This window comes from Alkalibacterium sp. 20 (assembly GCF_001885615.1).
GTDB lineage: Bacteria > Bacillota > Bacilli > Lactobacillales > Carnobacteriaceae_A > Alkalibacterium.
Map to the genome: position 1 here is coordinate 1 of NZ_LSRN01000025.1, position 24,964 is coordinate 24,964.

The 24,964-nt window shown below is 38.8% G+C and carries 18 protein-coding genes and 1 pseudogene; 6 read left to right on the forward strand and 13 right to left on the reverse strand.

Annotation, left to right across the window (positions count from 1 at the left end):
- A partial coding sequence (locus tag AX762_RS04805) for an IS3 family transposase (protein ID WP_143139297.1) occupies positions 1 to 852 on the forward strand: 852 nt, incomplete at its 5' end.
- Positions 853 to 976: 124 nt separating this feature from the next.
- Here the strand turns inward: AX762_RS04805 and AX762_RS04810 are convergent.
- Together AX762_RS04810 and AX762_RS04815 are read right to left on the reverse strand one after the other, a co-directional pair.
- Positions 977 to 2,260 (reverse strand): MFS transporter, encoded by a 1,284-nt coding sequence (locus tag AX762_RS04810; protein WP_071848026.1) that lies wholly within the window; start codon positions 2,258 to 2,260, stop codon positions 977 to 979.
- Positions 2,261 to 2,406: 146 nt separating this feature from the next.
- Complete coding sequence (locus AX762_RS04815; protein ID WP_071848027.1) at positions 2,407 to 3,762, reverse strand: diguanylate cyclase domain-containing protein; 1,356 nt, start codon at positions 3,760 to 3,762, stop codon at positions 2,407 to 2,409.
- A gap of 220 nt (positions 3,763 to 3,982) precedes the next feature.
- On the opposite strand from AX762_RS04815, the gene AX762_RS04820 reads away from it, so the two are divergent.
- From AX762_RS04820 to AX762_RS04835, 4 genes are all read left to right on the forward strand, one after another.
- Positions 3,983 to 4,903 carry an alpha/beta hydrolase gene (locus AX762_RS04820; protein WP_071848028.1) on the forward strand — a complete coding sequence of 307 codons (921 nt, stop codon included), beginning with the start codon at positions 3,983 to 3,985 and terminating at the stop codon, positions 4,901 to 4,903.
- A gap of 263 nt (positions 4,904 to 5,166) precedes the next feature.
- On the forward strand, positions 5,167 to 6,933 hold the full coding sequence (locus tag AX762_RS04825) for a DUF4153 domain-containing protein (protein ID WP_071848029.1): 1,767 nt from the start codon (positions 5,167 to 5,169) through the stop codon (positions 6,931 to 6,933).
- Positions 6,934 to 7,023: 90 nt separating this feature from the next.
- The gene (locus AX762_RS04830; RefSeq protein WP_071848030.1) at positions 7,024 to 7,836 is read left to right on the forward strand and encodes an aldo/keto reductase; all 813 of its coding nucleotides are present in this window, start codon (positions 7,024 to 7,026) and stop codon (positions 7,834 to 7,836) included.
- 114 nt (positions 7,837 to 7,950) lie between these two features.
- On the forward strand, positions 7,951 to 8,652 hold the full coding sequence (locus AX762_RS04835) for an FAD-dependent oxidoreductase (RefSeq protein ID WP_071848031.1): 702 nt from the start codon (positions 7,951 to 7,953) through the stop codon (positions 8,650 to 8,652).
- A gap of 292 nt (positions 8,653 to 8,944) precedes the next feature.
- On the opposite strand, the gene AX762_RS04840 is transcribed toward AX762_RS04835, so the two are convergent.
- A complete protein-coding gene (locus AX762_RS04840) occupies positions 8,945 to 9,625 on the reverse strand; it encodes an N-acetylmannosamine-6-phosphate 2-epimerase (protein WP_071848032.1) in 681 nt (226 codons plus the stop codon).
- A gap of 179 nt (positions 9,626 to 9,804) precedes the next feature.
- On the opposite strand from AX762_RS04840, the gene AX762_RS04845 reads away from it, so the two are divergent.
- Positions 9,805 to 10,515, forward strand: coding sequence for a GntR family transcriptional regulator (locus AX762_RS04845; protein ID WP_071848033.1), 711 nt, complete (start codon positions 9,805 to 9,807; stop codon positions 10,513 to 10,515).
- A 64-nt stretch (positions 10,516 to 10,579) separates the two neighbouring features.
- Here the strand turns inward: AX762_RS04845 and AX762_RS04850 are convergent, their stop codons facing one another.
- The 10 genes and pseudogenes from AX762_RS04850 to AX762_RS04895 all read right to left on the reverse strand — a co-directional run bounded on the left by AX762_RS04850 (position 10,580) and on the right by AX762_RS04895 (position 24,774).
- Positions 10,580 to 11,662 carry a bifunctional glycosyltransferase family 2/GtrA family protein gene (locus AX762_RS04850; RefSeq protein WP_071848034.1) on the reverse strand — a complete coding sequence of 361 codons (1,083 nt, stop codon included), beginning with the start codon at positions 11,660 to 11,662 and terminating at the stop codon, positions 10,580 to 10,582.
- 175 nt (positions 11,663 to 11,837) lie between these two features.
- Positions 11,838 to 12,986 (reverse strand): plasmid pRiA4b ORF-3 family protein, encoded by a 1,149-nt coding sequence (locus AX762_RS04855; protein ID WP_071848035.1) that lies wholly within the window; start codon positions 12,984 to 12,986, stop codon positions 11,838 to 11,840.
- 207 nt (positions 12,987 to 13,193) lie between these two features.
- Positions 13,194 to 13,724 (reverse strand): GNAT family N-acetyltransferase, encoded by a 531-nt coding sequence (locus AX762_RS04860; protein WP_071848036.1) that lies wholly within the window; start codon positions 13,722 to 13,724, stop codon positions 13,194 to 13,196.
- Positions 13,725 to 14,222: 498 nt separating this feature from the next.
- A pseudogene (locus AX762_RS04865) lies at positions 14,223 to 16,904 on the reverse strand (HAD-IC family P-type ATPase).
- 146 nt (positions 16,905 to 17,050) lie between these two features.
- On the reverse strand, positions 17,051 to 18,283 hold the full coding sequence (locus tag AX762_RS04870) for an MFS transporter (protein ID WP_071848037.1): 1,233 nt from the start codon (positions 18,281 to 18,283) through the stop codon (positions 17,051 to 17,053).
- Positions 18,284 to 18,389: 106 nt separating this feature from the next.
- Entirely contained in the window at positions 18,390 to 19,247 is an 858-nt protein-coding gene (locus AX762_RS04875; protein WP_083432807.1) for a metallophosphoesterase, read from the reverse strand.
- A gap of 447 nt (positions 19,248 to 19,694) precedes the next feature.
- Positions 19,695 to 20,792 carry a sugar ABC transporter substrate-binding protein gene (locus AX762_RS04880; RefSeq protein WP_071848038.1) on the reverse strand — a complete coding sequence of 366 codons (1,098 nt, stop codon included), beginning with the start codon at positions 20,790 to 20,792 and terminating at the stop codon, positions 19,695 to 19,697.
- Positions 20,793 to 20,805: 13 nt separating this feature from the next.
- Positions 20,806 to 22,359: a response regulator gene (locus AX762_RS04885; protein ID WP_071848039.1), complete on the reverse strand. Its 1,554-nt coding sequence runs from the start codon at positions 22,357 to 22,359 to the stop codon at positions 20,806 to 20,808.
- The gene (locus AX762_RS04890; RefSeq protein ID WP_071848040.1) at positions 22,352 to 23,800 is read right to left on the reverse strand and encodes a sensor histidine kinase; all 1,449 of its coding nucleotides are present in this window, start codon (positions 23,798 to 23,800) and stop codon (positions 22,352 to 22,354) included. The genes AX762_RS04885 and AX762_RS04890 overlap by 8 nt, the downstream gene beginning before the upstream one ends.
- Entirely contained in the window at positions 23,797 to 24,774 is a 978-nt protein-coding gene (locus AX762_RS04895; protein ID WP_071848041.1) for a substrate-binding domain-containing protein, read from the reverse strand. Before AX762_RS04895 ends, AX762_RS04890 begins: the two co-directional genes overlap by 4 nt.
- Positions 24,775 to 24,964: the final 190 nt, after the last annotated feature.

Here is a 24,964-nt window from a genome sequence, read left to right on the forward strand (position 1 = left end):
ACGCGGTATGAAGCAGAATTTCAAACAATTAAAAAACTCGACAAAGAAGGATTCAAAATAACCGTACTCTGTGATGTGTTAAATGTCAGTCGGGCAGGGTATTATAAGTGGCTAAACCGCAAACCATTCGAATCAGAATTGCGTCTGAGACACCTGATCACACTCATTCAAACCGTTTATGACGAACTTAAGGGAATATACGGTTATCGTCGCATGACGATTTACCTTAATCATTTTCTTAACGCCCAGGTGAATCATAAATGTGTGTATCGTTTGATGCGATTCCTCGGATTAAAAGCCGTTATCCGTCGTAAACGGTATACCTATAAACCGCATAAGCCCGCACATGTCGCTGAGAATATACTCAATAGAGAATTTCAAGCGGACTATAAAGCTATGGAAGTCCTGTTAACGGATATCACAGAATTCAAGTATGGCCAGCAGTCAAAAGCGTATCTCAGTGAGATTCTCGACTACGGAGAGAATCATATCATCGCGTTTAAATTATCTAAACGTAATAATAATGCGTTAGTTCATGATACACTCACTCAAATCGAGGACAGTCTCATCCCAACGAAAACATTATTGCATAGTGATCGCGGCTTCCAGTACACATCACATGGATATAAACGCTTTGTCAAAAAAAACAAAATTATACAGAGCATGTCCCGTGTCGGAAAATGGATTGATAACGGTCCGATGGAGAGCTTTTGGGGCATTATCAAAAAAGAAATGTATCGGTTAACCACCTATGACACGTTTGAAGCATTAGAAACGGATATAGAACGCTATGTGGTGTTCTATAATACGAAACGCGTCATACTCAAGATGGGATTAAAAATTCCAGCATAAGAAAAAAGCCATGCATGAAAGTAATCATACATGGCACAAACTATTTTGTTTATTTACCTGTCTACTTGACAGGGGGCAGTTCACGACGTATCGAATAAGGGCTTTTGTTTATCACAAATTATTTTTATTCAGCTCCTAGAGCTTTTTTATCTGCAATCGTTGGTGCAGGAGAAATGAACATCGCGATACTTGCAAGTATCGGTAGTATCAATGATGCGAGTAGAATTTCTTTATACCCACCCAATACATCAAAAGCGATACCATAAGGAAGCGGACCTAAAGCTGATCCGATAACCATGGCTGACATAGCGACTCCTCTAATTTTCCCAAGATTAGCTCGTCCGTAGTAATCCGCCCAGATGATATTGGACGATACCCCGTCAAAGGCAATGAAAATCCCTTGAAAAACAGCGAAGACTATCAATAACGAAGCGTGTTCAGCATATGTAAGCAATAAAATAACCACGACATATAAAACAAAACTCCAGGCTTTAACGATGTTAACTTTAACTTTTTCTAAAACAAAACCGGCAACAAATGTCATTCCCATTTGTACTAAAGCAATCGTACTGAGTAAATACGCCGCAAAAGCCGTGTTGTGACCTTTACCAGAAATAATCGATACCATATGGAAGACCATTGCTGTATTAACTAAAGCTGGAACAACTGAAGAATACATCAAAAACCAGAACGTACGCGTCTTTTTTACTTCCTGCAGCGTCCACGCCTTCACTTTTTCTTTTTTGACTAGCTCTTCATTAGAGGATCTCTGTGTTTCATCAGACTCAAAGGGTTTTACTCCATCAAGCTGCAGACCCATGTCTTCTGGACGATTGCGAATCAATAAAGCCGCAGCAGGCAGCATGACCAGTAACATCAATCCTGCCCAAAAAAGCCAAGCAATAGATAATCCGTACGTTTGAATCAAAAAGTTATTGAGTGGTGGAACTAACGCCGAACCTATGACGCCACCTATTGAAATCAGAGATAACGCTCTTCCCCGTTTTTTCTCGAACCACTGAGGAATTAAAACGGAAGGAATCAATGTCAACGATCCTTGTCCAAACATTCGAATGAACAGGAAACCGATCAGGATCATCCAAGGGGCCCTAATAGCACTCATCCATAGCAAAGTTGCTCCGAATAGGCCTGCCACGATCACTGTGGCTTTTCGATGTCCCTGTTTATCGATGATGTCTCCCACAAACGGCATGGATAAACCGGAAACTAAAGTAGCGATGGAATAAAAACTAGAGATTTGACTCCTGCTCCATCCAAATTCTTCAATATAAAAATCTATAAAAATGGAAACTGAAAATGTCTGTCCCGGTGAGGAAAAGAATACACTTAAAGCGCCAACTGCAACAATTACCCAGCCATAATAAAATGGCAATTCCTTCTTCTTCATAACTAGCTGTCATCCCTTATCTTTAATCTTTATAATCTATCCTACCCGTGACGCACCAAAAAAGCCATGATAAATAGTTTTTTTCTAAACAATCAGAAATAACACTGACTATTTAATTTACCACTTATCCGTGACTTCGCTTGTATTCATGATTCCAAATCTGGTTGCTTGAATGGTAACGTGGGTATGACTTTTTTGATCGTTTTGTCCCTATACATTTTTTTATCTACGATCTCATAGAGATGATTAAATGGCAGCAGATGACTGATCAGTGTATGACCCACCGATATAGAGGGATGGATGATTATATTATTAAATAAGATCGGTTTTTCTATTTGCTCGATTACACGGTCTTTTATTTTTTCAAGTTCTTTCTCAGATTCCATATCCTTAACTAGTATCATAATCTCGTCTCCACCAATGCGACCAATTAGATCAGATTTTTTCAAGGTGTGCAATATTCGTTCAGCTGTTATGGCTAATACTTTATCCCCGACTAAATGACCATGTGTATCGTTTATCAGTTTAAAATCATTGAAATCAATCAGTACTAGCCCGTTTTTCTTTGTTGAATATCTTAATACACTTGTCACAGACTGTTCAAATGTCTTTTTATTCAGTAAGTGTGTGAGTTCATCCGTTCTTGAAAGTTCTCGTTTGGTGATGTACTGATGCACAAAGAACATGACAAATATAAAGATGATAAGTATCAAGACATAAAAGATGAGAGTTTCCAAACTATGGTAATATATGTTTCTATTCCAGCCGTCTACCGGAATCAGCGCAATCGTCCAATTGTTTTCAGGCAATAAAATCGAAGCTGTAATAGCCTCAGACTCGAAGACTTCCTCTTCACCCCAGAAAACAGATTGTGACCAAGCAGATTCAACTTTGATTGCATAATCATATTCGGGTAAATCATTCGATAAAGCACTGTTTTTTACTAAATGATCTAAATCGATTGTTACGCTAGCAAATCCCCAAACTTCTTCGGTGTTATCTGATTCGATAAACACAGGTTTACGATTGAATATTTTATTCCCGCCCTGCACCGCTTCAACGGGACCTTGTGCTACCGAATTTCTTTTTATGATCGCTTCTTCCAGATACGGTTTGCGGTCCGGCTGTTCCAGCAAGTTATATCCAAGGGCCTCTTCGTTTCCTTCTAAGGGATAAATAAAATGAATGATACCATCTTTCGCTAAACTGATACTATCTACCATTGAATTGCGTTCAATGATAAATTCACTGTATGTGCGTAGTTCTTTTTCGGTAACATCAGGATTCTGACTGACGATCATTTCAAAAAAGTCCGCGTAATACAAACTACTATCTAGTTGGGACTGAATACCATCACGAATGAAGTCTAAATGATAAATGGCCTGCATTCTGGCGTCTTCATATAGTTGTTCGTTGTACTGAATATGTAGATTGTTAACGGGTATATATAAAAGAAGAGCTGCTAAAGTTGCCACAATAACGGATATCGTCCACTTTTTCACATTAAAACTCCTTATTTTTAGATTATGTGTATAGTGATTATACACTATAATATATATAAAAGATAAGGTAAAACAGCTTTTTTCACAATTTATTCCGAATTTGTAGTAAAAGTCGAAAATAATTGAGCCTGTGTGTGAATAAAGTTACACTATAGGTATAAAATTACAACAAAACAAAATAAATTGTTCGGTTATCCCTGATACGGAAAGGAGAATGCATATGACCCAGTTTTCGATTTATAATGACGTCAAAAAGTACAAACCGCTATCCCTCCTCCTCTCTCCTTTAGTTCTTCCTTTATTGAACAGAACGATTACTCTGGCTCGAAAAACGGTTCCATTCCCTGAAGGTGTAAAAGAAAAACATGTCCGAATATCGACCACGGATGGCGACATGATTAAATTGATCATCTACACTCCCGACAACGTTAATTATCCGTCCCCGGCCCTGCTTTATTTTTATGGCAGTTCCTACTTCTTGACCCGTCCCCCACATATTAAACGTCTGACGGCGCAATATGCTTTGCGGACGAATGCCATCGTGATCGACGTTGATTATCGTTTGTCACCGCAGCATCCATTTCCAGACCCTTTTTATGATGCACTGAAAGCCAGCGAGTGGGTATTGACTCATACTGATTATCTTGGCATTGATACCGACAAAATTGCGATCGGCGGAGACAGTTCGGGTGCGACTTTAGCCAGTAATGTCACGTTATATTATAGAAATCAGGGATCACAACCCTTTTTCTATCAGTTTCTCATCTATCCCGTAACGGATGCCCGGATGCGTTCAAATTCTCTGCATGAATTTCCTTATTGGAGTGTGAAACTCAATAAAATGATGTGGTCGCTTTATATTAGAGATGAAATTACCTTGCCGAATGAATATGCCTCACCCATGGAAGCCGACTCATTCACCGGACTGCCGGATGCTTACGTTGAAGTGTGTGAATATGACCCGTTGAGAGATGAAGGGTTGCTCTTAGCTAAAGCTCTAAAACGAGCGGGCGTCAAGGTGCAGACCCATTGTGTACGAAACGCTTTTCATTCATTTGACCTGTTTGCCGCCAGCGAGTTGACTAAAGAAACCATGGATACCCGCGTTGAAGTTTTAAATAAGGCGTTTTATAATGAGTGAAACGGCTTAGTATTTAACTAAATAATGACTTATCAAAAGAGATTGGACTTGTTCTAATCTCTTCTTTTATTTGATACAATCCTCAAATGCATTACGCCCCTTTCAATTATTTGATCAGCTAATTAAATCACTTAAAAGAACCTCCCTGAAACAATATAAACATCAATTATATCGCCCCCTTATACCATTCTTTATAATTGCTAATTTTGTAATGAAGTCGTAAACTAAAAGTAATAAAAAGTTCAAAATTGGAGGAGATCATCATGTCTGTAAAAGATTGGCTGATACAAAGAAAAACGCAGTGGTTAGCTACTTTTTCTCGCTTTCCAATCGCTATCGCTCTGCTTGTATTAATTGTTATGTTTACCCTGGCCGATATCTATTCCAGGGGCGAACCGGATTACATGAATCACGTGTTAAGTTTAGGCCTTGGCATTTTACTGGTCGTGTCCATTCAGCTTTATTCTGAACGTCTATTGATCGATAAATTATATTTATGGGGAATCAAGTTAGGTAGTCTGATTTTACCCCTCTTGTATTATTTCTACTTGCGACAAGCGCCATTAGGATTTAATCAGTCGGGTTCAATCCGCACCCTCGTTCTCTATTTTATCTTTGTCATCTTGTTGCTGGTAACGCCAACACTGCGTTCTCGCCTTACGTTCAGCGATTCACTAATCATCTATATACAAGCCTTCTTCTCAAGTTTACTCATTTCAGTGATCTTGTTTATCGGCATAAGTGCTATTTTGAGTGCTTATACAACATTGATCTACAACCTTGATGCTCGCTGGTTCTCTTACAGCGCCGCCATTGTGTATCTTTTTGTCGGACCGGTTTATCTGCTTTCAAGACTACCGGTGTTTGATGAAACAATACACGACCTAACAATAAATGAAGCGAAGAGTATTCCACCTTTACTTGAAATTTTGATAGCCTATATTATTATTCCTGTATTACTCGTATTCAGTGCTATTCTAATTGCCTATATATTGATCAATATTTCAGGTGAGTTCTGGAAAGATAATTTAATGGAACCGTTGCTTATCAGTTATACTATTGCGGGTATCGTCACCCTCTTTTTAGCTGAAAATGTGGACAAAAAACTCTCACGGATGTTTAGCCGTTTCTTTCCCTATCTCTTATTCGTTGTTGCCATCTTTCAGACGGTTTCATCAAGTCTGAAAACTTATGACATTGGACTTACTCACGGCCGTTATTTCGTATTGCTATTCGGTGTTTTTTCTATCATCAGCACGCTTATCTACAGTTTCTTGAAATCCAAAAAGATACTGATTCCGTTCTTACTGATTGGCTTAGGTGTGATATCGATCCTGCCAATGATAGATGCTGTTTCAATCGGCATCAACAATCAGCTAAGCAAAGTGAACAATATCGTAGAATCTGCTGAAATAGATGAAGAAACTACTTTACAGTTGGATAAGACGTTATCAGATGAAGAAAAAGCAAAATTCAGTTACAGTATGAATTATCTGAATCAACAGGAACAACTGGATCAACTCGACTGGCTGCCGAGTAGTTTTGATTATTACCGCGATTTTGAGCAAACCTTTGGCTTTAATCCCAGTTTCCATTATTATTATGGCAGCGACATCGATGGACCCTTTCCGTCTGATTCGAACTATGCTTATATGGAACTCGATATGACGCAGCCAAACGTAATTCCCTTGGCTGATGTAGATGAATTAGTGGAACTGTCCACGTATCAGGATCTTCAGATCAATGTTGATTTAGATAACGAACCGTATTCATTAAAATTTGTTACAGAACGTGATGCATTCAGTGTTGAACTGCTGGAAAATGACTCCTCGGTACTCACTTACGATTTATCTTTCATTCGAGAACTGGCATATGAAGTTCCAGTGGAAAATTCGCAACAACCACTAGAGAAAATGATGTTCACAGAAGAAAACGAGGACGTCCGTTTGACAGTTATCCTGAGACGTCTCACTGTTGAGGGGAACACTAATATTGAGGGTGAATTTTTGATCTTAATTACGTACAAGTAAAATCAATTATTTTATAAACAAAAAGTAAGCATTTTCATCTTGTTTACGCTATACTCATAAAGAATTAAATTTTTAGGAGGAATGTAAAAGATGAAGAAACAAACATTTACTTTTCACAATGGTGTAACGATTCCAAGTATTGGTTTTGGTACATGGCAAATCCCTAACAGAGACGCCTATGATGCAGTCACAATGGCACTGAAAAACGGCTACACTCACATCGATACTGCTTTAGCTTACCGCAATGAACCAAATGTGGGTAAAGCCATCCATGAATTTGATTTAGCAAGAGAAGAAATTTTCATTACAAGCAAATTGCCTGCTCAAATTAAAGGCTACGATGAAACACTTGAGGCATTCAATAAAACAATCACCAATTTAGGTGTCGACTATCTCGATTTATACCTTATCCATGCACCATGGCCTTGGGATGAAATTGGTAAAGATTGTACCGAAGGAAACGTTCAGTCCTGGAAAGCAATGGAAAAATTATACAATGAGGGTAAAATCAAAGCGATCGGTGTCTCAAACTTTGAGATCAAACACCTGCAACCGATCTTGGATCAATGCGACATCGTTCCAATGGCTAACCAAATACCCTTTTACATTGGTAAAGATCAGGAAGAATTGTTAGCCTTCTGTAAAGAGCATAACATCGTTTTAGAAGCCTATTCACCTTTAGCTACTGGTCAAGTATTAGACATGCCGGAACTTAAAGAGATGGCTGAAAAATATGGCGTAACAGTTGCTCAGCTAGCTATTCGTTACTGTTTGGAAAGAGATACGCTTCCTTTACCAAAATCATCTCATGAAGGACGTATCAAAGAAAATAGAGATCTAGACTTTGAAATTTCTGATGAAGATGTTGAAACACTTCGAAAAATCAGAGATGTACGTAAATAATTAATCGATAAAATAAAAACCCGTTAACTGATTAAGCTTTCTTAGTGAGTTAACGGGTTTTTCTATTTTATTTACTTTTAAATAAACATAAAGATGTCGAAAGGAGTTAAAAAAATGAAAGTCAACGATTTTACGGGCATGTTCAGCCGGACGAGCTTGACCATTGATTCGATCGAAAATCCACACGATGATTATTACGTCATTACGTTTGATTATCCAAAAGGACTAACGTGGGATCCAGGGGAACACGGGATATTTACCCTCCCAGGAAAGAAAGTCACAGGTCGATCGTTTCGTATCTTCTCAGTGGCTTCCTCCCCTTCGGAAAATAAAATGATGATCGCTACCCGTGCCAACGAACCTGTCAGTAATTTCAAGCAGGTGCTTTTCTCTCTCTCAAAAGGAGATAAAGTGAATATGCTCGGCCCTTTTGGATGGTACAAAGTGAAAGACGACACCTCTCCTATCGTTTTGATTGCAGCCGGTATTGGTATTACACCCGACCGGGCCATGATCAAACAGCTTGAAAACGACACGCGCCGAGATGTATTTCTTGTCTATTCATCTTCTGACACGCATTTGTTCAAAGACGAATTAGACAGCATGGCTTTAAACAATCCAAGATTCCGTCTATTCTACACAACGGGTCGTGAACAAACCCGGGAGACCTATTTGAAATTGGCGTATACCTTAGGTAATGATGCCATCTATTATATAGCTGGCAAGCCAAAAAGTGTCAAAGATATCAGTAAACGTTTAAGAGAAAACAACATTAATTTTACACGCATTGTCTTTGATTCCTATTTCGGATATTAAAAAGGGAAACCTTCGACCCAAATGGGTCGAAGGTTTCCCTTTTTCTCATTTTTATTGAAGAACAAGTGACTGCTGAAGAAATGTATAAACTCTGGTGAACATTATGGTTCATACTCACCAACGAAGGTAAATACTCCTCTCAATTTCAAAGGTTGCGAAAACTGGCCCAACGCGGTCACTTTCATCTTTCCAGAAATATAAAAAAGTGGACACAGAACGATGAGACCTAAAGTCAAACGCTACTCGTTTGACTTCGGGTTGGTCGTCAGTCTATGGTCCACTCATTCAGTATTTATTCATTCATCTTATCAACGAAGCGTTTAGTTATCACTTGAGGCCGCGTAATCGCACTGCCAACAACAACTGCGTATGCACCCTTATCTAAACAGACTTTGGCTCTTTCTGGTGTATTGAGATTGCCTTCAGCTATTACCGGAACAGAAATGGCATTCACGTATTCTTTTAACATTGCATAGTCATTTTCAAAGATCGACTGATCCATAGTATAGGTGGTGTAACCAACCAATGTTGTAGAAACCACGTCAAATCCTAAACGTTCAGCTTCCACCCCTTCTTCGACAGTTGACGTATCAGCCATCAGTAAAACATCATCATACTTCTCACGAATAGCCTCTACGAACTCTTCCAATGTTTGACCGTTTGGTCTTACTTGTTTGGTGGCGTCGAGTGCGATCATGTCACAACCCACGTCCATTAACTCGTCCACTTCTTTCATTGTCGCTGTAATGTAGACTTTTGTATCTGGGTAATGTCTTTTGACTAGGCCGATAATAGGCAAGGTTGTTTGTTTTTTTATTTCTGCTATATCTTCTTTAGAATTGGCACGAATACCTACCGCGCCACCTTCAGTTGCTGCCTTAGCCATACGACCCATAATGAATGAACTATGTAACGGTTCATCAGATATTGCCTGACAAGAGACAATTAAGCCTTTTTTTAAATTATTTAACATGTTTAGCCCTCCTAATGCTTGATTTTTCCTACAATTAAGTATATCATATTTAATATATAACATGTTATTTAATACCATGTTACAAATGTATACTTATCATGTAATGGTATTGTGTTTAATGTTCCTTATGGTATACTCAAAAATGTGAAATAATTCTATAAACGAAAGTGAGGTGCGTTATGAAGAAATATGAAGAAATATATACCGATATCAAAGAAAAAATAATCAATGCCGATTATACTGCTACCGAACAACTCCCTTTCGAAAAAGATTTATGCGAAAGTTACAATACGAGTAAGATGACAGTGAAGCGTGCCCTAGACTTATTAGTTGAAGAAGGTTTAATTATCAAACGCCGCGGTTCCGGGACATTTGTGAAAGACTTAAGCAAAAAAGAAATTTTGCGTATTACTCAGACCAACCAAATCAGTGGTTTTTCTCTCTTCTATAATAACAATGATGTGAAAAGTGAAATTTTAACTTTTAAAGTTGTGCAGGCTGACGAAATCGTTCAGGACAAACTGAATCTTAAACCTGAAAGCTTTGTCTACGATATTCACCGAGTAAGGCTCGTTGACGATAAACCGATTGTAATAGAACATGCCTATATCCCTATCGAACGTGTTCCAGGCTTAGAGAAAAAACACCTCGAAGGTTCTATCTATAAATATATTAAAGAGGATTTGGGTTTAACGATCCAAAGTGCCCATCGCCGTTTCACTGTAAAAAAAGCCAGTGAGGAAGAAGCCAGTCATCTTGGTATCGAACATAATGATCCGATAGCAATGACCGAACAAATCGCTTACTTGGATACAGGTGATTCGATCGAATACAGTTTATCGAAATATCGCTCAGACGCCTTTATTGCAGAAACAATCATTACGAAATAACAAATTACCGTTATATTAAAGACTAGTTCCGACTCTCTCGCGTTAGTTAAGTGAGGAAGTTGGACTAGTCTTTTTTCTTTCTTCGCTCTTTAAATATTAGAAACTTTTGAATCCGGTAACTGAGCACGAATAACAGAGTATCCACAAAAAATTTCAAAACCACTTCTCGCACGCCGGTCAACTGAAACAACCAATATACACTTAGTCCTGAAGCAAATGCTTGTACAGCGACCAACGAATAATAACTGAACAATGTTTTTTCCCAGCGTTTGTTGCTTTCAAAGACCCACTTTCTGTTTACAATATAATTAAGTAAACTGGATATTGCCCTTGCCAGCAAAGTGGCCACCATAATCCGTCTTTTCGTTACCAAAAAACTTAAAGCCAAAAGGAACACTTGAAAAAAAGAAATATCAATCAGAAAAGAAGTGAACGACACGCTCATGAACTTAAAAAAGTTTTTAAACAACAATACATAAATTTCCACAGAATCTTTAAAGGGATTGAAGTGGCTCTCTTCATTGTCTTTGATATAAACCGTTTGAATGGGCACTTCCTGAACTTCAATTCGTTTTTGAATGGCTACGATCAGCATATTTGTTTCATAACTGAATCGTTCACCTTCGATGGCGACAAACTCAGGCAACACATCTAAAGAAATCCCTCGAAGACCCGTCTGTGTATCGTTTATTTTTTCTCCGTAAAGAAGTTTAAAGAGACGTCTGGTCATCGTATTGCCTAATCTGCTTGATAACGGCACATTATCTTCACTGAAGTGTCTCACACCCAGGAGCAAGACCGCTGTTTTTCCATCTAGCTGACTGCAGATTTTTAAGACATCACTTACTTCGTGTTGTCCGTCTCCGTCAACCGTAATGACACCATGTCTTTTAGAGAGTTCGGAATCATTTAATATGTAATTAAAGGCATTTTTTAATGCACGTCCTTTTCCCATATTAATGGTATGTGTCAACACTGTCACTTCAGGCAATTTATCCAAAAGTTCAAAGACAGACGTTTTATCGCTGCTGCTTCCATCATTCACGATCACAATGGATGTGAACGCTTCTTGTATGAGTTGTTTTACATAGGGTATGAATGCTTCATTTGGCTCTAGAACAGGTATGGCAACAACACAATTCTTCATAGACATTCCTCACAGAATTATTTAGATAACAAATTAAACAATTTCGTTATCGTCACTATTAATCATACCATATCACGCTATTTTTATACTCCTATATACTCATGCAAAAACAAAAAAATCCCTTACCCCATTGTTCGTGTAAGCTTAACTTAGCAAGAACACTCGGAACAAATTTTCAGGTGTGCATTCTCTTAAGCTCATGATTAAAATGATTGACGTCATTATAAATATTCAGACGCGATAAATAATCTTTGGACCATTCTTTGATAACACTGTGTTCATCATGTACTGGATCATTAATGACTTCCAGAAAATATTGATAGCCTGGAGGTCCTCCAACGTTCTCAGGTACAGGGTCACCGGACATGAGCGTCAACTTAGGAAACATACGCTTTTTCTCAGAATAAAATTTCCTTGCCCGGATGGAATGTTCCCAAGAATCTCCGAAATCATAAACGTATGTGATGACGCCGTTTTCTGCTGGTGTGATCACGTCAGCTAATTTCAACTGACTCGCAGTATACGCTTCTTGATTTCCACCCATTTGATACTGTTCCATGTTATATTTTTGCTCTGCCCCAATAATGGTCGACCCGTCTTCTAAAATGAACTGATGCAAGTGCATGTGCTGCCACATATAAATCGTCTGAATAACTTGATGCAGATCCTCAAAAGTGAGAGACATGGGCATTTGTACGATGCGAATCACATCAGGTAGCATTTCCATCCGCAAGCGAATTTCAAATTCCACCATTTCCACAGCATAGGTGACTGGACCGATGACTTCCTCATATTCATTTATGAAATGCTCAAATGGCTTCTCGTCTTGCTTCAAAGAAGTGTTCAAGCGACTTATTTGATATTGCCAGTAGCTTTGAACATTATAATCATCCTCTTGATAGTAGTTCAATTGTCTCACAAGGTTGATCACTGAAGAATTACGACCGATTTTCTTTGAATCCGTAGCTTTACTGATGGTCAATCCGTAACCGTTTGAGTCAGTGAGACAGAGCTGGATACTGTGGTGACTAAATCCTAATTTTTCCAACAAATCATAGAACGCTTCTTCAAACCAGTCATAAAATTCGATTAATTCTTCTTCATACATATTCAAAAAGAGTAGAGTTAAACCCGACCGATCATGAGTCATAATCAAACACTCATCAGTACCGATTTGAGCAATATTGGCATGCCAATCAAAAAAGGAATGCCCATCAGGTGAATCAGTGTCTTCAAGAAACGTGACGTTTTCAATCGGTTCTGTTGCCATTTTCTCTGATTTCTTGAAACCCTTCATTAATTTCTTCGTTGCATATATGTGCATGATTCATCCCCCGTCCCAATTTGCTTCTTTGAATCAGTATACCATTGATACCCTTGAAGTACCTATGGTTATTCACTTTTTCATAAGAAATCATTTCTGACTCAATTCGCTAGTTCTTTTTAATTGATTATAATAAAATGTTTTTATAGTCGACTAGCAAAATATGACAAAAGCAATCTCAAAAAATCTTTGCTCTTATTTACTCCACTAATCTTCTAAAATACCATATATTATCATGTTTACATATTTTCCGTCGATCAGTTCGTTATCTCTGCGCATACCTTCCCGGACGAACCCCAAGCGTTCCGGTATCGACCGGCTTTTAGAGTTGCCTTCTGCCGCCCAAATTTCTATTTTATGTAAGGCCAACTTGTTGAAGGCATAGTCAAGAAGACTTTTGACCGTTCTTACCACGATACCTTTTCCGGTATACTCAGCGCCAAGCCAGTAACCGATCTCGGCAGATCTGATAGACCAGTCGATGTCGTTGATATTGACACTGCCTGCGACTTCTCCATGATAAAGAATGACAAAATGGACCGCTTTTTGCTCTGTGAATTCTAGCAAATGCTTACGGGTAACCTCGTCGATGTCCTCTACAGACTGAACCTGGTCCACCCAAGTCATCCACTGTTTCAAATGCGTTCTGGACTGATCGATCAATGCGAAGATCTCTGTACTGTCTTGAATTTCTTTTAATTTCAAACTGATTTCTTCATCTACTTTATGTGTAAACATTTGGGTCCTCTCTCTCCTGTTTACCCTTAGTATAGCATTTGTGGATAGGAACAAAGATCATAACTATCTGTGTACTTTGATAAAATCATTATAGCCATTGAGTCCATTATTGATTCTTTTGAGTTGGTTTTTATTGCCCCTTTCACATTTCGGTAAGTACGATCTTCAGATTCCTATAAAAGTGTCGAACCTGCACCAACTTCGGCTCTTACAGAAAAGAGCCGTGTCTGAAACTACCGAACAGGGCCCGGTTCGACCATTAGAAAGCATAGTTAAACTCCTATATGTCGAAGTTACCGTGTGTTCGACACGTACAGCGCAATTGAAGCAGTGAACCTACCGAATGTGGCTAACTTCGGTTATTACGCAGCAGAATCTCTTCTCAATATGTCGAAGTATCCGCTGACCTCACATAAGAAACTGTATACCTCTTTCCTTGTCTGCGAACTTTCCGTAAAAAAGAGAGCCCGTTTAGAACGAACTCTCCGAAATTATTATTTATTCTTCTTTCTTCAATATTTTCAAGCGGATAAATTTGTCCGTTTCCGCTACAAGTAACACAATAATACCAACGCCTACTGCAATCAACCATTCCAGCACATTCAACTCTTCTGTGTAGAAATAACGCTGCATGAACGGGACATACGTTAAAATGATTTGCAGGATCAACATAATACCTATGATAAGGAACGCTTTTTTATTGCTGAAAAATTCTTTTGAGAAGGCGAGTTTACGCGTGCGAATATTAAAGAGATAAAAAATTTTACTCATAACCACGATATTCACGACCATCGTACTTGCTGTGGCTTGATTAGCCCCGTATGCGATCAGCCAATCGTAAGCAAGCAAGCTTAACACAGCCATCAAAATGGCAATATAAGCAATCTGAAACGCCTGCCGCTTATCGATAAAAGGTTCCGTCGTGTCTCTCGGCGGACGTTGCATGATCCCTTCTTCGGCCGGTTCAAAAATAAAGGCGAACTGGATGGTGATGGCCGAGACCATATTGATCCACAACATCTGCGTCGCCTGAAGGGGTAAATCATTCTGCAAAAGAAGGGTGATCGCAATGATCAATCCTTCCGCAAAGGATGTCGGCAAGAGATACAAAATACTCTTTTTGATATTGTCATAGATACGGCGTCCTTCATGGATCGCTGTACTCATCGTTGAAAAATCATCATTAACTAAAACGATATCCGCAGAATCCTTCGATACATCCGTGCCTTTTTGCCCCATCGCAACACCAATATCAGAAATTTTAAGAGCGGGAGCATCATTCACGCCGTCGCCTACCATGGCGATAACTTTACCACTGTGCTGGTACGCCTTAACAATCTGCAGTTTGTTATCCGGTGTTGTTCGTGCAAACACCTGGTAATCATTGATTTTTTCGGTTAATTCTTCTTCAGTCATTTCATCCAATTCGACACCCGTTATGGTATTGACATGTTCATCTAAACCTAACTGTTCAGCAATCGCTTTGGACGTGCTTGGGTGATCACCTGTGATCATTTTGACTTCGACACCAGCCTCGCGCATAATTTTAATCGCCTCGATGATTTCTTCTCTCGGTGGGTCCATGATCCCTACAATACCTAGAAATCCGACTCCACCGTCCAGGTCATCATGATCGATGTCCTCTTTATGCTGTTCGAGACTTTTGACCCCTACGGCAACAACACGTTCGCCTTGAGAAGACAAGTCTTCTACTATAGCCCGTCAATACGTCAGATCGAAATCCGTTTCATAGGCTACTGCCATTTCAAAAATCTTATCTGGAGAACCTTTGATGTATATTTTTTGTTCACCGGTTTTCTTGTGCTGTGAAAGTGAGGCGATATAACGGTACTCTGAATCAAATGGAATGCGGTCCATTTCTTGATACTCTGTTTCATCTGATTTGTGGACTTTCTGATACAAGGTCAAGAAAGAACCATCTGTAGGTTCACCGTTGATGATCCAGTGACCATCTTCTTGTTCCAAGGTTGTTTCGTTTGCTTCATTTCCTGACTGAATCAATTCTCTCAAGACAGGAAAATCCTCCACATCAATGGGTTTGTTGTTTTTGTAAATATCCCCCTCAGGAGCATACCCCACACCCGTCACATTATATTCGCCTTCAGATGTAATGATTTTCTGAACAGTCATTTCATTTCTAGTCAGCGTTCCTGTTTTGTCTGTGGCAATAACATCAACAGATCCCAGTGTTTCAGCTGCAGGCAAAGATTTTACGATGGTATTCTTTTTATTCGCCATATCCCTGACACCCATCGCCAAGACGACAGACGTTGTAGCCGGTAACCCTTCAGGGACGGAACCCACGATCATCGTGATCACCGCCAGCGAAAGTGCGCCCAATGTATAATTCCCGATAAATAGGCCGAAAACAAATAACAACAGCGCCACACCTAAAATAACGTAAGAGATATTTTTACCTAACTGATCGATTTCTTTCATTAACGGTGTTTTCTTATGGGACTGTTCACTGACAGCCGAACTTATTTTACCAATCTCTGTTTCCTCGGCTGTTGCGATAACAACACCGGTCCCATTACCATTTGTCACAGCAGTCGAAGAAAAAACCATATTCCTCTGATCTCCTGTAGATAGAATTCCCTCTAGTGCATCTTCGAATTTCTCAACAGAACCTGATTCACCTGTCAAAGACGATTCCTGAACTTTCATGTTTTCTACCTGAACCAGACGTAAATCAGCCGGGATATTATCTCCCGCTTCTATATAAACCATGTCACCTTTGACCACTTCTTCGGCAGGGATGTCCATTCGTTTTCCGTCTCTTATCACGGTGGCCTGTGTGGACAACATTTCTTTTATTTTTTCCAGGGCATTAGAGGCATTCACTCCCTGATAATAACCAATAAAAGTATTCGCTATGATAACTAGTCCGATCACCACGGCATCCGAATAATGCCCCATCCCTATGGTTAAAGCTACGGCGGCAAATAAAATATAAATGACTACATTGTTTAATTGTCTGAGCAAAATCATCCATTTGGACGTTTTTTCTTCCTTTAATTCGTTTAAACCGTCTCTTTTTAATCGTTTTTCGGCTTCTTCTGACGTTAGTCCGTCCGTAAAATCTGTCTCAAATCGATCTATGATTTCCTCCGGCGTAAAGTGGTATACTTTTTTGATCGACTTATTGCCATTAGCCATAAGAGTCATCCTTTTTTAATTAACTTTTATAGCCTAATCATAATAGAAACTGTGTCATTACTGAACAAAAACGCTTATTAAAAAGCTCAATGATTGTTTTATTTTGTATGTAAAAAGCCGATACATAATCGTATCGGCTTCTACTTTCAAACTGCTTTTTTCTTCTTGCTACTGTGTGCCATGAGAAGCAGTAAAATTATATTGAAAATATTGATGCCGAATGCAATAGCGAATGCCGGTGCATACGAACCCGTAAAGTCATAGATAAAACCCACGGCTGCTAATGATATCGCCCCGCCAAGACTAGTTGAAAAGGCAAGGATCGGAAATAAACGTGTGAAGTTGTAGCGACCAAAGAATTCCTTGGTCAGCAAGGTGACACTTACCGAAGGGATAGAATACGCCGCACCAAATAGAAATGCCCCGACGTACAGCATTGGAATGATTTCAAATATCCACAGTATAACACTGGACAATCCAATTAAAGCTAAGATAATAATGGTACTTTTCACAGGACCCACTCGGTCACTCACGTAACCTAAACTCAGTTTGAAGCCAATGCTACTTATCATTGCCACTGATAGCATCACTGCGCCAACATCAGAGGAAAAATCAAGTGTTTGAGCAAACCCAGGGAAATGCTGTGGTACGCCGATCAATAATGTTTGAAACAATGTGAAAACGAATAGTAGACCGAAAATATACATAGAAACATCCCTATTTTCTTCGCGTTTGATAATTGCCCTTTGTTTAGCTCCACCTTCATCTAATTCCTTTGAGCCATAGGGTAAATAGCCACTTTCTTTCGGATCAAGAGTGAACGGGATAATGATAGCAGGTAAAGCGAACAGGATAATCAATATCCCCATAATACGGTAGGATTGTTGCCAGCCGAGACTGGTGATAAGTGATGAGAATACTGGCGAAAATATCGCTCCAGTAACACTACTGAAACTGAGGACGATACTGGTTACCAAACCATGCTTCGCACTGAACCATTCATTGATGACGATGATCAGAGGTACCCAGGCCAACATGCCCGTTCCGATCCCTCTAAGGATTCCTAAAATATTGAATAGCCAGATCGAGCCTACCCACCCAAGCAAATAGTTGGATAGTCCACCGAGCAAAGCTCCTGTGATAATGACTTGTTTGAATCCATACTTCTTCATTAACCTTGGTACATAAAGTGACATGACGGCTTTCATTAAAAGCGTTAGTGTGTTGTGCATCGCTACGGATCCGCGGTAGACACCCAGACTGTCTGCAATCGGTGTTATGAATACACCGTTAGTCATGACGGGCAATCCAACCGCACTGACAGCAAGTCCACACATGGTCATAACTACGACCCAGTGCATTCTACTCTTGTTTTGCAAACCCAATTCTCCTCACTCTAAAGTCATTGTCTTCAATTATACGATAATGAATCAGAAGAAGTAAGTATAATTGATTTTATCTGTGTTGAAAATAACTCAGTTACCTTTATGGTGCTTCCAAAGTCATTACAACAAGTTCCGGACGATTAAAAAGACGAAGAGGAAAGACGCTGTTGCCCAATCCTCGACTGACTATCATTGTCGTAGTGCCTTTCGTATATTCTCCAATTGTATAATCAGGTAAGAAACCTTGTCCTGGTGAGTAGATGCCTCCGATGATCGGTAAGCGAATTTGTCCACCATGAGCATGACCAGTAAGGACGAGATCGACGTCACTTTCTTCGTAAATATCTATCAATTCAGCGCGGTGAGATAGAAGCAGATTGAAATCAGTCGGACTCTCATTCATTAACTCTTCCATTTGTTTTTGAAGAACCAATTCTTCAGTTCCCTCTTTTTCTACCTCTTCAAACAAAATAGTTAGTGGATCAGCCAAACCCAGCAAATTGATCTGCTCATTGTTTTTCTCCAAAAGCTGACTAGCGTTATCTAAGTTTATGACCCCTACTTCATCCAACATTTCTTTTAATTCCGGATATTTGTTAGATGCAACTTCATGATTGCCAGATACAAAATATAGAGGTGCAATAGAACTGGCATCTTCCAGAAAGTCTTTAGCAATGGCTAAATCTGTTCTGTTTCTGTCGATCAAATCTCCAGTGATCACTATAATATCCGGGTTTTCTGATTCAATTTTATTCGTTAAATTTTTATCAAAGTCTTTATTGTGTAAGTCAGAGACTTGTACGACGGTATATCCATCAAAAGATTGCGGGATTTCATCACTACTATAGGAGTAATGCGTCATTTCGATCGCATTATTTCCCCAATATAAGAAAAATGATAAGCCGGCGATAAATATAACCCTTATCATCCATACACTTATTTTTTTGTTTTTATTCATAACAATCCCCTTTTTGTAGCTGATCAGTTTTTCATTCCGATTCATAATTGCCGTTTATAACTTATCATTATAAATGATGTGCAGCGAATTAGATAGACTACTAATCAAATATAAGTATAAAGGCCCTGTCCATTATAGTGCAAGTAATTGACACTATATCAGTTTCCACTGATTATACATTGATTTCATGATCAAACTCAGGTTAGCGCCTTGCAACTGTATATTTTTCACTACTTCTTATCCAAATATTGAATCTTTTCAACAATTTTGAGTACAAAAAAACCTTCATTTAAGAGAAGGTTTTTATCTTAACTTATTCTTTTTAATAGATTTAATAATGTCTACATTTTTCTGACCGTTATTTTTAGTACAACCTCACTATATCGGTTCGCTTTTCTAACTATTCTTGGTTTCATTGATTTGAAATCAGAATTTAACCGAACAAAATCAGTCGTTCTGATACACATCATCCTTCATGTGGTAGCCATCATCAATAACTGTTTCCATTATATTTGACTGATCGACAACGACTGGTGTCAATAAAATTGTAGGGACATCTTTTTTACCATTATTAATAGTAGTAACAGTTGAAATTATTTCGCCCCCTGCCATCTTGACCGCTATTTCAGCAGCTTGTTCGGTCAATGACTTGATTGATTTATAAACCGTCATGGATTGGGTGCCCTCTACTATTCTTAGAATACCTTCTAATTCCGCATCCTGTCCAACAACTGGTATCTTTCCTGACAAGCCCTGTTCTTCCAACGCTTCGATCACTCCACCTGCAGTCGCATCATTTCCAGCGATGACAGCATCTATCTGATTCTCATTAGCAAGAAGGGCCGCTTTCATATTCGCTTTTGCATTCTCCGGCATCCAGGCATCTGTCCACTGATCATAGACTACTTCGATCTTTCCATCCTGAATGAAAGGTTGCAGTACTTCATATACGCCTTTCTTCATTAGATGAGCATTATTGTCCGTTTCAGCTCCTGCGATATACACATATTTACCTTCAGGGACCAATTGAGTAATCGCGTGCCCCTGCAAGGCACCAATTTTTTCATTATCAAAGGATATGTACAAATCTACGTTGGCATTCATCACTAGTCGATCGTAGGAGATGACAGGTATGTCTGCCATTTGAGCTTTTCCAACTATTGATGCTGCAGCCTCAGCGTTGTGTGGGACCAGTACAAGTAAATCAATCCCTTGACTGATCATGCGTTCAGCTTGTGCTATTTGGAGGGCGTCATTACCGTTAGCCGCTTTTATTTCAACTTCAGCACCCAACGCTTCAATCGACTCTCTAAACATATGCTTGTCTTTTTCCCATCGTTCTTCAACGAGAGTATCCATGGAAAAACCAATCTTTAACTTTCGGTCTGCTTCATTAGTACTTGAAATTTCCTTAGCTGAACTACTAATATCTGCAGAATCAAAGTCACGGGAAAACTCTTTGGAATTATTTGTACAACCCACTAAAAGGATAGCTGTAAATATAAATATACAGAGTCCCACTATTCCCTCTCTATGCCTATTCATTGATTGACCTCCCTTATTCACTAGAAGAAACTGAAAACCCAAGTATTTTATCCCGATATTTCTTTGGTGATAGTCCAACTTGTTTTTTAAATACTTTACTGAAATAGTTCGGGTCATGATAACCCACCTCAAATGCAATTTCCTTGATACTTTTTTCTGGAAACAACATATTTTCTTTTGCCTTATCCACACGGCATCGAGTCAAATAATCTATATAATTGATATTCAGCTTTTCTTTAAATAATTTGCTGATATAAATGGCACTCAAGCCCACTCTATCTCCCAGTATTTCCAATGATATATTTTCACTTGAGTGATTTTTAATATACTGCTTGATTTGATGAATGGTGTCCAGTTCATTACCGTTATATCTACGCTCGTACTGATGATTGATTTCCTCAATGTACATCCCGATTTCCTCAACTAATTGTTGATAAGATTGTTCTTTTAAAAAGTAATGTCCCGATTGGATATCGATCCCCATTTCAGCAAGCGTGTGATAGATCCCCCAAATCAATTCCATTATCCGCTGTTTCGTATGTTCTAAGGGGATTTCTTCTTTTTCATAAGATTTTATCAGCATCACCAAACGATTTTTAATATTTTCCCATTCTCCTAGTCTTACTTGCTCCAGAAATTCTTCTTCCTTGTATTTCTGGAGCAATGTATCACCATAATTAGTCTCAGTATTTATATCCATATAAAACCGATATGTCCCTGCCCGCGTGATATCCATCATGGCAATCAATGCTTCGTGGTATGATTTTTTCATTTGATCCAGTGATTTATAAATCTCACCTATACCGACATACCATTCTCGACCCTGTTTATTTTGGTTATCTTTCAATCCGTTTTTTACGATTGCAGTAACCTGAGACCGATAACTATTTTCGTTATTTCGAAAAACGATCAACGGGAAGTGCCTGCCATGCAGAGCACCGACCCAAACACTGCCTAATTTTTTTATTTGATTGACCCATGGAACATAAACATTTTCAAACCCTTCTGGAATAAGAATAACCATAACGAACATCTCATCTGCTGATTTTATATCCAGCATCTCCATCAACGTTTCAACATGCACTTCATGGACATGATCGAACAACAACTGGGTAACCATATCCGTTTCAAGCACCTGTCTCGACTTTTCAAACTGAAGATCATTTTTTATGTCGTTTTCTTTTCTTTCCTGCTCCACTTCGATTTCTTTGATCACTTTCCCCACGGTCACTACGATTTCACTTATTTTGCTAGGTTTTAACAAATAGTCCTTTACACCCAGCTTTATCGCCTCTCTCGCAAACTGGAAAGTGTCATGAGCCGTCACCATTACAAACTTTATAGCTGGAAAATCCATCATAATTTCCTTGATTGCATCTAAACCATTCATTCCAGGCATTTTGATATCCATTAAAATCAGATCCGGTTTGAAGCTACGGGATAAATCGATGGCCATTTGTCCATTTTTAGCTTCTGCTATTTCCAGTCCTTCAAAAGATTCTGACAAGATTTTTTGCATACTCACGCGTTCGATTTCCTCATCATCCACAATCATTACTTTAGGCATTTGCTTTCAAACTCCTTTGCTTTGGAATATAGAGGGTGATTTTGGTTCCTTTTCCAAGGGTACTTTCAATATGAATCAGATTATCAGTTTCATAAAATAATTGCATGCGTTTAACCACATTGATGAATCCTATACCGGTTGAGTGACCTTCTTTTGGCACAAGTAATCCCTTCAACAGTTTATCCGCTTTTTCTTCGGACATTCCCGGTCCATCATCTTCTATATCTATTCTTACGTAGGGCTCTGCGTCTTTCACGCTGAAAAGAATTTTTCCGCCTTCCTCTCGCGGTTCAACAGAATATATGATGGCATTCTCAATAATGGGCTGAAGTGTGAGCGCCGGTAGTTGAACATGCAAAAGGGTACTATCGATATCTTCCAAAAAGATCAATCTTTCTGTATATCTTGCTTTTTGTATAGCTATATATCTTTCCAGGATAGTGACTTCTTCCAGCAAAGTCACTGAACGATCGAGGCTTTTTAAATTATATCGCAATAAATCTGCGACATTGACCAACATATCGCTTGTTTGTTCCGATCCTTCAAGGTATGCTTTTTTCGATATAGTGTTCAAGGTGTTGAACAAGAAATGAGGATTGATCTGACTTTGCAGACTACGGAATTGACTTTCCTGCAATAAGATTTTATTGTCCTTTAGTTCTTTTTCCAATTCCGCCTGCTCTTGGATTTCTTGTATCAAGTTATTGATATTCAGACGCATTCGATTGAATGTCCTTGCTAAGAAATTAAATTCGTCATTTGAGTGAACGGTGACAACTTTATTGAAATCTCCCTGTGATAATGTATTAGCTGCTTCCGTCAACTGAATGATCGGACGGGTTATACTTCGTGACAACAAATAAGAAAAAATCACTAATGTGGCCGTCAACAGCAGAATCAGCCATATGCCGAACCTGTTTAACGCTGTCGATCTGGCAATGATGCCTCTATATACGACATCATATGTTTCCAATTCAGTTTCAACTAATGCCGTTTTTGTATCTGAAATATAAGTGGCAATCCGAGTAGCATCATTGAATTCATGTATTGCCGCCTCAGATTCTTCTTGATTGGATAGGCTGATCGTTCTTTCTACCGTCTCCATCAAACTATCCATCAGATGAATGTAATTGAGCAGTTCAAATTCATTTTCCGAATGACCCAAGTCCCAAATCTCATTTTCCATATTTTGTATCTTTAATTCTCTTTCATCGATGGCTCTTAGATTTGATGCTGTCGGGTCATACAGATAGTTGTTCAAGTCCATGATTAAATCTTGACTTTCTTCATTTACTTCATTCAAAACTAAGTATCTTTGTAAAATAGCGTTATACTGATCATGTGTTTGACTAATATACATAGATAGCGCAATCCAAATCCCCATCATAATAAGTACAATTACGGAAGTCAAAGAAAAGATTTTCTTCTGTATGGTATTCATAATTCGTCCTTCACTTTCACGATTGTAATGGGTGTGAAATAACCATCAAAATCAAGTGGAGCGCTTTTTCCCTCTAACCATTCAATAAGCAATTCCACTCCCAATCTACCCATCATTTCAGGATCCTGTGCTACGATAGCATCCAATTTACCTTGCTGGAACAAGCCTTCAATATCAGCATGATCATCAAAGGAATAAATAAATAAGGGATCAATTTGTTTTCGTCGACTTATTTCCTGGATCATGCCCGAGGTGACCTCCGAATTAATTGCAACAAAACCTTCTATCTCAGGATGATTGTTCAAAAGATTTTGAGTCGTTGCCATAACCTTTTCTTTGGAGGTGTCTGTTCTTACATCTATCACTGAGATATTAGGATGTTTTCTGAATACAGCTTGAATACCATTTAGCCGGAGGGATTGATAATGTTGTGGTTCCTGATCATACATGATGGCTACCTCTCCAGAATCTCCCATATCCAAGATCAACTGTTCCGCAATCAGTTTCCCTGCTTTAAAATGATTCGATCCGACATAAGTGCGCCGCAGACTTTCCTCTATTGGGACATCTTCTGCAATCGTGATCACAGGAATGCCATAAAAAGCGGCTTTTATTTTTGTCAATTCTTTGAATTTTTCCTTATCGAGCCCTTGCACAATAATTCCATCAACTTTTGAGTGAATAGCCAATTCCAGATTGCTTAAAAAAGCTTCCTCATTTTTGCCGTAGTTACCCAAATTTTCGAGCATTACGCCTTCTTGTTCGGCTAGTTCACTTGCACCTTTGGCTACACTGTTCCAAAAAGGTGTATCAACATCTTGGGTGATCAGCACCAGTCGGTATTGCTGATTTTCACTCATAAGTGGTAAAGGTTCCTTCCAATCTGAATTAATGACGCTTTCTGCTGAAATATACGTCAAGTAGCTAAGCACACTTAGGATCAGCACAGCTAAAATGCTCAATGATTTATTCAATATAGTGGCCCCTTTTTATGTAACCGTTTTAACACTTACTCATCTTACAGTTTTAACGGGTCCCTGACAATGAAAACAAGCAAAACTCTGCAACATCCGAATGGATTTTTTATCCTGTTCGTTTGTTATTGCAGAGTTCTTTTAAATGCTCGATTTTCTAAATCCTATTTAATTTTTATACAATTTTCTT